General features: G+C 31.3%; 10 protein-coding genes and 2 riboswitches. Of the genes, 7 read left to right on the top strand and 3 right to left on the bottom strand.

Annotation, left to right across the window (positions count from 1 at the left end; translation table 11 throughout):
- The first annotated feature begins 89 nt into the window (after positions 1-89).
- Both B4A23_RS10750 and B4A23_RS10745 read left to right on the top strand, forming a co-directional pair.
- A complete protein-coding gene (locus B4A23_RS10750; protein WP_291119822.1) occupies positions 90-2,144 on the top strand; it encodes a TonB-dependent receptor plug domain-containing protein in 2,055 nt (684 codons plus the stop codon).
- Complete coding sequence (locus tag B4A23_RS10745) at positions 2,144-2,590, top strand: thioredoxin fold domain-containing protein (protein WP_286512028.1); 447 nt, start codon at positions 2,144-2,146, stop codon at positions 2,588-2,590. The genes B4A23_RS10750 and B4A23_RS10745 overlap by 1 nt, the downstream gene beginning before the upstream one ends.
- Positions 2,591-2,647: 57 nt before the next feature.
- Here the strand turns inward: B4A23_RS10745 and B4A23_RS10740 are convergent, their stop codons facing one another.
- Entirely contained in the window at positions 2,648-3,829 is a 1,182-nt protein-coding gene (locus B4A23_RS10740) for a homoserine dehydrogenase (protein ID WP_038331702.1), read from the bottom strand.
- Between the two features lie 127 nt (positions 3,830-3,956).
- Positions 3,957-4,055: riboswitch (SAM riboswitch) on the bottom strand.
- A 445-nt stretch (positions 4,056-4,500) separates the two neighbouring features.
- Positions 4,501-4,599: riboswitch (SAM riboswitch) on the top strand.
- A gap of 43 nt (positions 4,600-4,642) precedes the next feature.
- Between B4A23_RS10740 and B4A23_RS10735 the strand changes: the two genes are divergently transcribed.
- From B4A23_RS10735 to B4A23_RS10720, 4 genes are all read left to right on the top strand, one after another.
- On the top strand, positions 4,643-5,641 hold the full coding sequence (locus B4A23_RS10735; protein WP_180906737.1) for a homocysteine S-methyltransferase family protein: 999 nt from the start codon (positions 4,643-4,645) through the stop codon (positions 5,639-5,641).
- Positions 5,629-8,292, top strand: a complete 2,664-nt coding sequence (gene metH, locus B4A23_RS10730) for a methionine synthase (RefSeq protein ID WP_291119819.1) — start codon at positions 5,629-5,631, stop codon at positions 8,290-8,292. The genes B4A23_RS10735 and metH overlap by 13 nt, the downstream gene beginning before the upstream one ends.
- A 306-nt stretch (positions 8,293-8,598) precedes the next feature.
- Positions 8,599-9,555 carry a methylenetetrahydrofolate reductase [NAD(P)H] gene (metF, locus tag B4A23_RS10725; RefSeq protein ID WP_115000637.1) on the top strand — a complete coding sequence of 319 codons (957 nt, stop codon included), beginning with the start codon at positions 8,599-8,601 and terminating at the stop codon, positions 9,553-9,555.
- 485 nt (positions 9,556-10,040) lie between these two features.
- Positions 10,041-10,655 (top strand): alpha-ketoglutarate-dependent dioxygenase AlkB family protein, encoded by a 615-nt coding sequence (locus B4A23_RS10720; protein WP_291119817.1) that lies wholly within the window; start codon positions 10,041-10,043, stop codon positions 10,653-10,655.
- Here B4A23_RS10720 and B4A23_RS10715 read toward each other — a convergent pair whose 3' ends face one another.
- Together B4A23_RS10715 and B4A23_RS10710 are read right to left on the bottom strand one after the other, a co-directional pair.
- Positions 10,656-11,192 (bottom strand): hypothetical protein, encoded by a 537-nt coding sequence (locus tag B4A23_RS10715; RefSeq protein ID WP_286485707.1) that lies wholly within the window; start codon positions 11,190-11,192, stop codon positions 10,656-10,658.
- A 103-nt stretch (positions 11,193-11,295) separates the two neighbouring features.
- Entirely contained in the window at positions 11,296-12,042 is a 747-nt protein-coding gene (locus tag B4A23_RS10710; RefSeq protein WP_236688214.1) for a M15 family metallopeptidase, read from the bottom strand.
- A gap of 69 nt (positions 12,043-12,111) precedes the next feature.
- Between B4A23_RS10710 and B4A23_RS10705 the strand changes: the two genes are divergently transcribed.
- Positions 12,112-13,386 (top strand): hemolysin family protein, encoded by a 1,275-nt coding sequence (locus B4A23_RS10705; RefSeq protein ID WP_291092596.1) that lies wholly within the window; start codon positions 12,112-12,114, stop codon positions 13,384-13,386.
- The last annotated feature ends 2 nt before the right edge of the window (positions 13,387-13,388 follow it).

The raw sequence follows: 13,388 nt of genomic DNA, 5'->3' as shown, positions 1-13,388 counted from the left end.
GAAAATTAAGTAAAATTTAATAATTCATTTTTAATAATATTTTTGTTAGATTTGTCTAACTTTTTAATTTGATTATAAATTTACTTGATATGAAAACAATATTTTATTCATTCATTGCTTTAACCTCCATTCTATCAAATGCTCAGGAACAAAAAGATTCTATTTATGTGAAAGATCCTTCAGAAAATTTAGATGAGATTGTAGTTACAGGAACAATGAAAGCTGTGAGAAAGTCTGATAGTCCAGTTCCAATTGAAATCTATACACCGAAGTTTTTTCAAAAAAATCCAACACCTTCATTATTTGACGCTGTACAATTAATAAATGGTGTTCAACCGCAATTAAATTGTAACGTTTGCAACACAGGTGATATTCATATTAACGGAATGGAAGGTCCATATACCATGATTTTAATTGATGGAATGCCAATTGTTTCTTCTTTATCTACTGTTTATGGTTTGAGTGGAATTCCGAATTCTTTGGTAGAAAGAATAGAAGTCGTAAAAGGACCAGCATCTTCCCTTTATGGAACAGAAGCTATGGGAGGTATAATTAATGTAATTACCAAATCTCCTAAATCTGCTCCAAAATTATCTTTGGATGCTTTTACAACTTCTTGGTTGGAAACCAATCTTGATGGTGGATACAAATATAATTTAGGAGAAAAGGTAAATGGTTTATTTGGCTTTAATTACTTTAAATATGGAAACAAGAAAGATAAAAATAACGACGGTTTTACAGATGTAACATTACATGATCGCATCACGTTATTCAATAAATTTGATTTTGAACGTCAAGAAAATAGAACAGCATCGGTTGCTTTACGTTATTTATATGAAGATAGATGGGGAGGTCAAATGAATTGGAAAAGAAAACTACACAGAGGAAGTGACGAAGTTTATGCAGAAAGCATTATGACAAATCGTTTTGAAGCGATAGGAATGTATCAATTACCTCTAAAAGAGAAAATAATGACTCAATTTTCTTATAATTTTCATCAACAGAATTCATTTTATGGTCCAGAATCGTATCAAGGAAAACAACAAGTTGTTTTTGCTCAAGCTTATTGGGATAAAATAATTGGACAACATAGTTTACTTTTAGGAACTTCATTTAAGTATACCTATTACGATGATAACACAAGAGGGACTGGAGAATATGATGAAGATAATAATTTAATCAAGAATAATCCAATGAACACACCGATTCCTGGTTTTTTTGTACAAGACGAATGGACTTTGAATACTGAAAATAAACTTTTACTTAGTTATAGATTTGATTACGATAAAACACATAAAGGAATACACTCTCCAAGAGTAGCTTACAAATTTTCACCTTCATCTCATCATACTTTAAGAGCAAGTTTTGGTACAGGATTTCGTGTTGTAAATGTTTTCACAGAAGATCATCGTGCATTAACTGGAGCTAGACAAGTAGTTTTTGAAAATGAATTAAAACCTGAAAAATCATATAATGGAAATATTAATTATGTGTTCAAACTACCAACTTCTTTTGCAGCTCTAAACTTTGATTTCACAACATTCTATTCTTATTTCACAAACAAAATTATTGCTGATACAGATACTGACGAAACAAAGATTATCTATGACAATTTAGATGGACACGCAATATCTCAAGGAGTTTCTTTAAACATAGATGCAACATTTGACTTTCCTCTAAAAATAATGCTTGGCGCAACCTATATGAATGTTTACAAAAAAGAAGATGGTGAAAAAGAAGTTCAATATCACGCACCAAAATGGTCTGGAAATTTCTTAGCAAGTTATACATTCAAAAAAGGTTTCACTATTGATTTAACCGCCAATTATAATGATAAAATGAAATTACCTCGCGTAGAAAATGATTATCGACCTGAATATTCAAAACCAACTTTTATTGCCAATATTCAATTTACTAAATCATTCAAAAATAATATTGAAATCTATGGTGGAGTAAAAAATATTTTTAATGTTTTACCAAAAGGCGATGTAATTGCTCGTTGGTGGGATCCATTTGGAGAACCTGGAAATAGTGTTACTCCTCCTAAAGGAAGAAACGATGTTATTTTTGAGCCAAATGATTACAGCTATACACCTATGCAGGGAACAAGAGGTTTTATAGGTGTCCGATACAATTTACGTTAATGAAAATCTGGTACTTCATATTCATTTTATCATCATTGAATCTCCAAGCACAGATTTCATTAGAAAAATTTAATTCAATTTTTAATGAAAATCCTAAACCAATTCTGCTTTATTTTTCTACCAATTGGTGTAGTTACTGTATGATTCAAAAAAAACAATTAGAAAAAGATGATGAATTACTTCAAATTCTAAATAATGACATTTATTTTATTGAATTTGATGCAGAAACAAATGAATCAATTATTTTTTTTAACAAAAAATATGAACATAAATCGAATGAAAAAACTCACCCATTTTTAGAAGAATTTACTGATAAAAACGAACAAATTAGTTATCCATATTGGGTTTTGATCTCAAAAGATTTTAAAATTGAAATGACTTATGCTGGATTAATTAAAAATAAACCACTAAAACTTTTATTGAAAAAGTATTTACAAAACCCTTAATTTTTAGATTTACAAAAAAAGCCTCAATTAACATTGAGGCTTTTTAATCACAAAAATTTACTCAAACGCAATTATTGAAAGTTTTGGATTTTCGATAATCTCTTTTTGTTTGAGCTTTTCTATATCAATCACACCAACAATATGGTTGTAATTTTTACTTTGATAACGCTCTTCTATTTCATCAAAAATGTTTGAAACATCATCTGCTTGATTCTCAAAACCGATATAAATTCTCTTTTTTCCTGTTTGATTAAAAACTCCTTCTTCTTTGTTTTCATATTTTCGAATCGAATATTGATAATCATATTTTAACGCAGAAATATCACTCAAAACAGCCGAAGAAGTTGGGAAACGCCCTGCTCCTTTTCCATACAAAAATTGTTCATCCGAAAGCGAACTTCCGATTAAAACACCATTATATTCGTTGTTTACAAGCGCAATTGTTTTATTTAATTCAACAAAAGTTGGTAAAACTGTTGATGTAATTTCACCTGTTTGATGATTAATTTTAGAATTCGCAATCAACTTTATAGTATAATTTTTTTCTTTCGCGTATTTAAAATCTTCCACTTTCAATGAGGTAATTCCTTTTCGGATAACTTGCTCAACATCAATCTTTTTTCCAAAAGCATGCAACGTAATAATCGCCAATTTACTCGACGCATCAAAACCTTCTACATCAGCAGTTGGATCAGCTTCTGCAAAACCACTTTCTTGCGCTGCTTTTAAGGCATCTTGATACGACTCATTTTCATTTGCCATTTTCGTCAAAATGTAATTTGTTGTACCATTTACAATTCCAGAAACATAATTCAATAAGTCATTATCAAAATATTCTTCTAAATTTCTAATAATCGGAACTGATCCACAAACAGATGCTTCATAAAGAAAAGAAACATTATTTTTTGCTTGCAAATCCAATAATTCTTTGTGATGATCGGCAATCAATTTTTTATTTGCACTTACCACATGTTTTCCTTTATTGAACGCTTTTATAATGATATCATGCGCCGCATCAGCATCCGAAATTAACTCAACAACAACATTTATTTCATCATCATTTAAAATATCATCCGCATTAGTCGAAAATAATTCAGACGGAGCATTTCTAGGTTTAGAATTATCTTTAATCACAATTTTTTTAATTGCAGCATTCAATTGTGGTTTTTCTTCTAAAACCTTGTAAATTCCTTCTCCTACAACTCCAAATCCGAACAATCCGATATTTATTTTTTTCATGTATTCTTTTGTTTTAATAATTTTTTATCAGAGAAAAGTGAAGAAAAAAAAATGGTTCAATCGCATAAAAACAATTGAACCATTTTGAATAAAGAATATTATTGAATGATTGGTTTACAGTAGTTTTTATTCATCTTTCCTATAAGGATGGATTTAGCACCTTGATTTGTTAATCAGGTTGCTAAAGTTTCTTTGGGCCATTTCCCTCCACTTTTCTTGATAAAATGTAAATTTTAATGAACTATTTCTGAGGACAAATTTAGGTGAAAGAATTCTATATATCCAAATTAATTTCATCTTTTTAATTTAATATTTTCCGTAATTAGTAATAAAAACACACAAATTATGAATTTTATTCTATAAATATCAATATGTAAAAATAATTTTCTAAAAAACACAATTAAAAGAAAAAACAAATCTTAATATTTTTTCAAGAAAACCTTTTTATATTAAAAATATTCTAAAAACGATTAGTTTTAACAATTGATTAAAATATTATTTCTTTAAAAATAGCATTTTAAAGAATAATTTTCTAAAATAAATTTCAAAAATGACCTATTAGAGATTTTGAACTATTTCAAACAAAAATTATTTCTATGAACCAAATTCTAAACTCGTTTTTTTCAATCTTGATTTTTTTATTTTCAATACTTTAAATAATTTTGCACATAGCTTTATAAAGAAAGATGGAGGGAATAGGCCCGTTGAAATCTTAGCAACCCAAAGTATAGTTGGGTGCTAAATCCTACTCAAATAGAGAAAGATAAGGACTCACCTCACACTTCTTCCCATAAAGCTTTTAAAATATTTAGAATGAAATTAGACGATATACTAAAAGAGCGTATTGTAATTTTAGATGGTGCGATGGGAACAATGATCCAAAAGCATAATTTACAAGAAGAAGATTATCGTGGAGAACGATTCAAGGATTTTCATACGTCTTTAAAAGGAAATAACGATTTATTGGTTTTAACGCAACCGCAAATTATCAAAGATATACACAGAGAATATTTGGCTGCTGGCGCGGATTTGATCGAAACAAATACGTTCAATGCCAATATTATTTCTATGGTTGATTATGATATGGTTGATTTGGTTGATGAATTAAATTACGAAGCCGTTCGTTTAGCGAAAGAAGCGTGTGAAGAGTTTTCTACGCCAGATAAACCTCGTTTTGTTGTTGGCTCTTTAGGTCCTACGAACAAAACTGCCTCTATTTCGCCACAAGTTAACGATCCAAGTTATCGCGATGTGGATTTTGATTTATTGGCAAATGTTTATTATCGTCAAGCAAAAACAATGTTAGAAGCTGGTGCCGATATTTTACTTGTTGAAACTATTTTTGATACTTTAAATGCAAAAGCTGCATTTTATGGAATTCAAGATGCGATAGAAAAAACAGGTATTAACGTTCCATTAATGGCTTCTGGTACAATTACAGATAAATCTGGACGTACGCTTTCTGGACAAACAACCGAAGCTTTCTTGATTTCATTAGAACATATTGATTTAATTTCAGTTGGATTAAATTGCGCTTTAGGTGCAACAGATTTGATTCCATACTTGGAAGTTTTAGCCGAAAAAGCTCCATTTTATGTGAGCGCATATCCAAATGCTGGTTTACCAAATGCTTTCGGTGGATACGATGAAACTCCTGAAATGATGCGAGATTTTATCAAACCCTTCTTGGATAAAAAATTGGTAAATATTTTAGGTGGATGTTGTGGAACTACACCAGATCATATCAAATTGATGGCAGATTTAGCAAAAGAATACGAACCTCGAAAAATTAATGTAGAATGTCAGGCGTAAAAATTCAACTTTCTGGATTAGAACCTTTAATTGTACGTGAAAATTCAAACTTTGTAAACGTTGGTGAACGTACAAATGTTACTGGTTCTAAAAAATTCTTGCGATTAATCAAAGAAGAAAAATTTGAAGAAGCACTTCAAGTTGCACGTGATCAAGTAGATGGTGGTGCGCAAATTATCGACATCAATATGGATGAAGGTATGCTTGATGGTGTTGCTTCTATGGTGAAATATTTACGTTTGATTGCTTCTGAACCTGATATTTCGAAAGTTCCAATTATGATTGATTCTTCAAAATGGGAAATAATCGAAGCTGGTCTGAAAAATGTGCAAGGTAAAGCAATTGTCAACTCAATCTCTTTAAAAGAAGGTGAAGAATTATTTATTGAACATGCCAAAAAAATTAAGCGTTATGGTGCTGCAACAGTGGTTATGGCGTTTGATGAAAAAGGTCAAGCAGATAATTATGAACGTCGAATCGAAATTGTAAAACGTTCGTATGATATTTTGGTGAATGAAGTAAATTTCAATCCAAGAGATATCATTTTTGATGTGAATATTTTCCCAGTTGCAACGGGAATGGACGAACATCGACGAAATGCAATCGATTTTTTTGATGCAACTAAATGGATCAAAGAAAATCTTCCACATGCATTAGTTTCGGGTGGAGTTTCCAATGTTTCGTTTTCATTCCGTGGAAATAATGCAGTTCGTGAAGCGATGCACACAGCGTTTTTATATCACGCCATCAAACACGGAATGGATATGGGAATCGTCAATCCAGAAATGATTGAGATTTATGATGATATTCCAAAAGATTTATTAGAACACGTTGAAGATGTTTTATTGGATCGACGTGATGATGCGACAGAGCGTTTGATTGATTTTGCTGAACATCTAAAAGGTGTTACAAAAGAGAAAAAGAAAGATGATGCTTGGCGTGAGTTACCATTAGAAAAACGTATTGAAATTTCTTTGGTTAAAGGAATTACAGAATTTATTGACGAAGATACTGCCGAAGCTTTAGAAAAAATTGGTTCTCCTTTACGTGTTATTGAAGGTCCTTTGATGGATGGAATGAATGTCGTTGGAGACCTTTTCGGAAGTGGAAAAATGTTCTTACCTCAGGTTGTGAAATCAGCGCGTGTAATGAAAAAGTCGGTTGCTTATTTAACGCCTTTTTTAGAGGAAGAAAAACTTAGAAATAAAACAGACAAAGAGCCTTCTAAAATCTTAATGGCAACTGTAAAAGGTGATGTTCATGATATCGGAAAAAATATTGTTTCAGTTGTTTTAAGCTGTAATGGTTTCGAAATCATAGATTTAGGTGTAATGGTTTCTTCTGAAACGATTTTAGATGAAGCGCAAAAAAATAATGTCGATGTGATTGGTCTTTCTGGATTAATTACACCTTCGTTAGATGAAATGGTGCATGTTGCTAGAGAAATGAAACGTCTTAATCTTGATATTCCATTGATGATTGGTGGCGCTACGACTTCTAAAGCGCATACAGCTGTTAAAATTGCACCAGAATACGATAAAGCAATTCATGTTTTAGATGCTTCTCGTTCGGTTACGATTTGTCAAAAATTGATTGGAAATCAACAGGCAGAATTACTTACAGAAACAACTATTGATTATACAAAAATTAGAGAAGGTTTCTTGAATCGTGCTGTATCAAAGGAATATCTATCGATTGAAGATGCTCGAAAAAATAAATTAAAAGTTGATTTTGAAGAAAATAAACCTTTTAAACCAAATAAATTAGGTGTTTTTACGCATCAAACAACAGTTTCTGAATTAAGAGATTTTATAGATTGGACTCCATTTTTCAAAACGTGGGATTTACACGGAAAGTTTCCAGCGATTTTAGATGATGAAATTGTTGGAACAAATGCCAAAGAATTATATGTTGATGCATTGTCGATGTTAAATAAAATCGAAACTGAAAATTTAGCAAAACCAAAAGCTGTTTTTGGGCTTTTCAAAGCGAATACGGTAAACGATGACACGATTGAATTGTTTGATGAAAATGATAACAAAATCGAAGAATTCTACACACTTCGTCAACAAGCAAAAAAATCGAAAGAGCAACCAAATATTTCGATTGCTGATTTTATTGCGCCAAAAGATTCAAATATTCAAGATTACATAGGTGCATTTGCTGTGACTGCAGGACAAGAAATTGAAGAGGTTGCCAAAGCTTACGAAACTAATTTAGATGATTACAATTCGATTATGGTAAAAGCAATTGCCGATCGTTTGGCTGAAGCTTATGCAGAATATTTGCATAAATATGTTCGTACAGAAGTTTGGGGTTATGCGAAAGATGAAACTTTATCAAATGACGAATTAATTTCAGAAAAATATAAAGGAATTCGCCCTGCTCCTGGTTATCCTGCGTGTCCTGACCATTTAGAAAAAGAAACGATTTTCAAGATTTTGGATGTAGAGAAAAATGCAGGAATTGAGTTAACAAGTTCGTTGGCGATGTACCCCGTTTCGTCTGTTTCAGGTTATTATTTTGGAAATCCAGAAGCAAAATATTTTGGAGTTGGAAAAATAAAAATGGATCAGGTTGAAGATTTTGCTAAACGTAAAAATATAGAACTTGATAAAGCTGAACGTTGGTTGAGTCCTAATTTGGCGTAAGAATTAGATATTAGTATTTAGACATTAATATTTAGAACTTAACTCAAAAATTCACATCCTGAGCTTTTCGAAGAATCGCGCAAATTTGGATGAGTTGCTGAAATAAGTTCAGAATGATAACGAACGTAGAACAAAATTAAAAAATGCGTTAGGGATTGCAGTTAAAATCCTTTTTTGTTGATTGAGCGAAGTCGAAATCAACAAAAAAGATTGTAACGAAAAGCCCGCCCAAAGGGAACGCCCTTATAAAAGAAATTATATAATCGAAATTCGAGATTCGAACTTCGCTAAACGATAAAATAAAGAATGAAAGTTACCGAACATATAGAACGCGCAAACGGAAAACCGTTGTTTTCTGTGGAAATTTTACCACCTTTGAAAGGGCAAGATGTCAATGCGACGTTCAAAACTTTAGATCCATTAGTTGAGTTAAATCCAGCTTTTATCGATGTAACTTATCATCGTCAAGAGTATATTTACAAACAGAAAGAAAACGGATTGTTGAAGCGATATCAAGTACGAAAACGTCCTGGTACAGTTGCGATTTGCGCTGCGATACAGAATCATTATAAGATAGATGCAATTCCGCATTTGATTTGTGGTGGATTTACAAAAGAGGACACAGAAGATGCATTGATTGATTTGAATTTCTTAGGAATTGATAATCTTTTGGTTTTGCGTGGAGATCCTATTAAATCGGAAAAATCTTTTGTTCCAGAAGTTGGTGGACATGCGCATGCATCGGAATTGATTGAGCAAATTACGGCTTTAAATACTGGAAATTATTTGGATGACGAACTACAAGAGTCTCATGCAATGGATTTTTGTATTGGTGTGGCGGGTTATCCTGAGAAGCATTTCGAATCGCCGAATCTTGCAATGGATTTGTATTATTTGAAAAAGAAAGTGGAATTGGGTGCAGATTATATCGTGACGCAAATGTTTTTCGATAATCAGAAATATTTTGATTTCGTGAAGAAATGTCGCGAAATGGATATTAATATTCCGATTATTCCAGGTATAAAACCTTTAACAACTTTCAATCAACTAACGTCGATTCCGCAGAATTTCTATTTGGATTTACCAGAAGCTTTGGCAATGGAAGTTTTGAAGTCGAAAGATAAGGAACGAATTAAGGAAATCGGGATTGAATGGTGCATTCAACAATGTAAAGAGTTGATCGATTTTGGTGTTCCAGGATTACATTTCTATACGATGAGTAATTCAATAAATACTAAAAGAATCGCTGAGGCGGTTTATTAAAATAGAAGAGAGAAANNTTTCTCTCTTCTATTTTAATATTTATATAACAACAGTTGGTTGTTTATCTTTTCATAAATAAATAACCAAAATTATTAATTAAAATTAATCTATAGATAAATTGTTTTTTTCCCTTATAGTCTTATAACTCATCATTACAGCGATAAGCGAAATAATTGTAACCGAAAAACTAATGTTCAAAATAAAATCTGCATGATTTACATTTAACATTTTTAAAAAGACAGAAACAAGAAGTAAAATACTACTTACAAGAAAGAACTTAATTGTGTTCTTAAAAATCAATTTATTCATTTTGTGTTAAATTTTGGTTAAATAAAAATAAATAAAAAATTATATAATCCAAATTTTTTTTGACTTATTCAATATTAAATTTAAAATAACAAACGTTAGTAAAATTTTATTTATCTGCATGTTACATAAACCAAATTAAATCTAAATTCCTTATTTTTGATCATATAAAACTATAAATGGACCTATTTAATGATTTATTTGACGGACAAGAAAATCTACTTCCTAAAGATGGAACTGTAAATTATTTTGGGCAAATTATGAGCGATGAAGAAGCGCATCGTTATTATTCTGATTTATTAAATGAAATTGAATGGAAGAACGATCAAGCAATTATTTTTGGTAAATTAATCGAAACTAAACGAAAAATTGCTTGGTATGGAGATTTTCCATTTGCTTATACCTATTCCAAAATCACGAAAACAGCTTTACCTTGGACTGATACTTTACTTGAATTAAAAAAATTAACTGAGGAAAAAACTGGTGAAACTTATAATTCTTGTTTGATAAATTTATATCATGATGGTTCTGAAGGAATGGCTTGGCACAGCGATGGCGAAAAACAATTGAAACGTCATGGCGCAATTGCGTCGCTTAGTTTTGGTGCTGAACGTAAATTTGGTTTTAAACACAAAGAAACCAAAGAAGTAATTTCTTTAAATCTTGCAAGTGGTAGTTTATTGGTAATGAAAAATGAAACGCAAGATTATTGGCTGCATCGCTTACCTCCTACTAAAAAAGTAAATTCGCCACGAATTAATCTAACATTCAGAACAATAGATTTGGAGCAATAATTATTTTTGCTTGGAGATTTCAGCTTTATAAAAAGTCAAACTTTGTTGATTAAATTTATTCAGAAATGCATCATTAAAATCATTCAAAGAAATAACATCCAAATCAATTTTGGTTTTTAACGTTGGTAAAGCAATCACTTTATTTGATGATTTATCCAAACTATTCCATTTCGCAATAAACTCTTTTGTCGCTGTAATAAAAGTCGATTCGCCATTTTCTTTCGAATAATCATCCGAAACTATTGAACGTTTTATAGCAGATAATTCAATCTTTTTTGTCTGACGATTGTATCGAAAATAAGATGTAAACAAAACATCTCCTATTTTATTGATAATCTTAAAACCTTTCTTTGTTTCTTCAATTTTCGCATTGCGATCCAATTCATGAAAAGCTAAACTACTCTGCTTTTTATATTCAGTATCAGAAAGTAAAAACTCTATTTTATTCGTTTCAAAATTAATCGAAACCTTGTCAAACTTTCCATCTCCGTCCAAATCTTTCACAATCGATTGTTTTGCAAAAGTCAATAGACTCATGCTCAAAAACAACGATATGAAAAATATTAACCTCATCAGAAAGTATAATGTTTTAATTTTTATCTAAAGATACCACAAAAAAAGCTCCAAAAAGGAGCTTTAACTATTTAATAACAGGATTTATATCCAAAATATTTTCTTTTCTATATTTTTCTATGAAATCATCTGTAAAATTTTCGCTTCCTAACAATTTATTTTCTTGCAAAACTTTTTTGATATCTAGCTTTTTGTAGGCTTGTAACATCGGTTCAGAAATCGCTTTGTACGTAAAATGCCACGGCTCATATTTGAATCCTTTTCTCGCTGAATTATCCGTGTACACCAAATAAAAACCATATTTCGAAGCGTTTTCATCTAACCAAAGCTTAAACTTATGCATTGATCCTCCTTCATTAAAATGTTTCTCATTCAACGGATCTGCTGGTATTCCACGCGTCCCATCTATAATATCCAAATCAGTCCCCCAATGGTGACGAGAAGTTCCTGGAATGGTAGAATATTCAATAATCTTTTCGATGTTTTCTTTCGCTGCAATTTTCTTCGCCTGATTCGCTTTATACTTGCGCTCCCAAATTCCATTTTGGTAAGTATAATTTCTATAACTCGAAATCACTTGTATTTTAAAGCCTGCTTTTTGCGCATCAGCTTTCATTAATTCAAATTGTTTTGCAACTTCTGGCAACAATTTATACCCATTCCCCACCATCGTAGGATTTCCTTTACCAATCAATTCAGCAGTTGTAAAAGCAGGTAAAATAGTATCTGTTTCTTCTGGTGTTTGATCGCTACTACCGAAAGCACAACCAGCATTTAGCATAAAAGCAAGTAAAATTAAATAAGAAAATTTCATAATATTAAATTGAGACATTATGGTAGGTATTAGATTTTGGTTTATTTTTATCAAAATTAAAGAATAAAAGTGGAGATTGTTATAATAATCGTATTGATTTTATTGAACGGAATTTTTTCCATGTCAGAAATGGCACTTGTTTCGTCAAGAAAATTCAAATTAGAAAATCAAATGAAGAAAGGAAGTTCTGGGGCTAAAACAGCTTTAGAACTTGCTGAGAATCCAAACAAATTTTTATCAACCGTACAAATCGGAATTACCCTTATTGGTATCTTGTTAGGGGTTTTCTCTGGTGATAAACTAACTGCAGATTTAACAGAATTTTTAACATCTATCGCTTTCATTGCACCTTACGCCAAAACACTTTCTCCAATTATTATGGTGGTTATCATCACTTATTTTTCGATTGTATTCGGCGAATTATTACCAAAACGTTTGGGAATGAAATTTCCTGAAATGGTTTCTACTATTGTTTCGAAACCGATGAAATGGTTATCTATCATCACTTCACCATTTGTTTGGTTGTTAACAGTTACAAATAATTTTTTCTTAAAACTATTTGGTATTAAAGACGATAGCAGCGAAGTTGTTTCGGAGGAAGAAATAAAAAATATCATCAAAGAAAGTACTGAAGGTGGTGAAATTCAGGAAAAAGAACACGAAATCTTAGAACGTGTTTTTGAGCTTGGAGATCGTCGTGTGAATACGTTGGCAACGCATCGTTCAGAAATTGCTTCATTAGATATTTCGGATGATTATGAGAAAGCCCGTGCAAAAGTCAAGAAAAACAAATACTCAGCCTATCCCGTTACCAAGAACAATAATTTGGATGAAATCGTTGGTATCTTGAAGCTAAAAGATATGTTTGGGGTAAGTAAGGAAGATTTTAGCCTGAAAAAATTTATACACAAACCTATTTTTGTCAACGAGAATTCGTTTAGTTATCCGTTGTTGGAAATGTTACAGAATTCGCAAGCACATTTCGCAATTATTTTAGACGAATATGGTACTACGGCTGGTATTGTAACAATAAATGATATTTTGGACGAATTGGTTGGTGATACACCAGAGAACCAAGACGAAGATTACGAAATCGTAGAACGTGAAGATGGTACATGGTTGATAGATGGGCAATTTTCGATCTATGAATTCGAGAAGTTTTTTGAAATTGATATAGACGAAGACATCGAAAATAGGTACGTTACCGTTGCTGGGATTTTCTTGGACAAATACGAAACTATTCCAAATGTTGGGGATAAAGTAGAAGTAGAAGATTTGACGCTAGAAATTGTAGACAAAGATGGTAATCGTATTGATAAAATATTGGCATATCGTAAGAAATAAAA

Source organism: Empedobacter sp. UBA7248 (genome assembly GCF_002472945.1).
In the GTDB taxonomy this organism is placed as follows: Bacteria; Bacteroidota; Bacteroidia; order Flavobacteriales; family Weeksellaceae; genus Empedobacter; species Empedobacter falsenii_C.
Note: the sequence above shows the minus strand (reverse complement) of the source record. Positions and strands in the feature narration are given on the sequence as shown.

What these genes read in the sequence shown, in the direction of transcription:
- B4A23_RS10740 (WP_038331702.1), bottom strand. Translation starts at nt 3,829, where the DNA reads ATGAAAAAAATAAATATCGGATTGTTCGGATTTGGAGTTGTAGGAGAA.
- B4A23_RS10735 (WP_180906737.1), top strand. Translation starts at nt 4,643, where the DNA reads ATGAAATTAGACGATATACTAAAAGAGCGTATTGTAATTTTAGATGGT.
- B4A23_RS10710 (WP_236688214.1), bottom strand. Translation starts at nt 12,042, where the DNA reads ATGAAATTTTCTTATTTAATTTTACTTGCTTTTATGCTAAATGCTGGT.
- metH (WP_291119819.1), top strand. Translation starts at nt 5,629, where the DNA reads ATGTCAGGCGTAAAAATTCAACTTTCTGGATTAGAACCTTTAATTGTA.
- B4A23_RS10715 (WP_286485707.1), bottom strand. Translation starts at nt 11,192, where the DNA reads ATGAGTCTATTGACTTTTGCAAAACAATCGATTGTGAAAGATTTGGAC.
- B4A23_RS10750 (WP_291119822.1), top strand. Translation starts at nt 90, where the DNA reads ATGAAAACAATATTTTATTCATTCATTGCTTTAACCTCCATTCTATCA.
- B4A23_RS10720 (WP_291119817.1), top strand. Translation starts at nt 10,041, where the DNA reads ATGGACCTATTTAATGATTTATTTGACGGACAAGAAAATCTACTTCCT.
- B4A23_RS10745 (WP_286512028.1), top strand. Translation starts at nt 2,144, where the DNA reads ATGAAAATCTGGTACTTCATATTCATTTTATCATCATTGAATCTCCAA.
- metF (WP_115000637.1), top strand. Translation starts at nt 8,599, where the DNA reads ATGAAAGTTACCGAACATATAGAACGCGCAAACGGAAAACCGTTGTTT.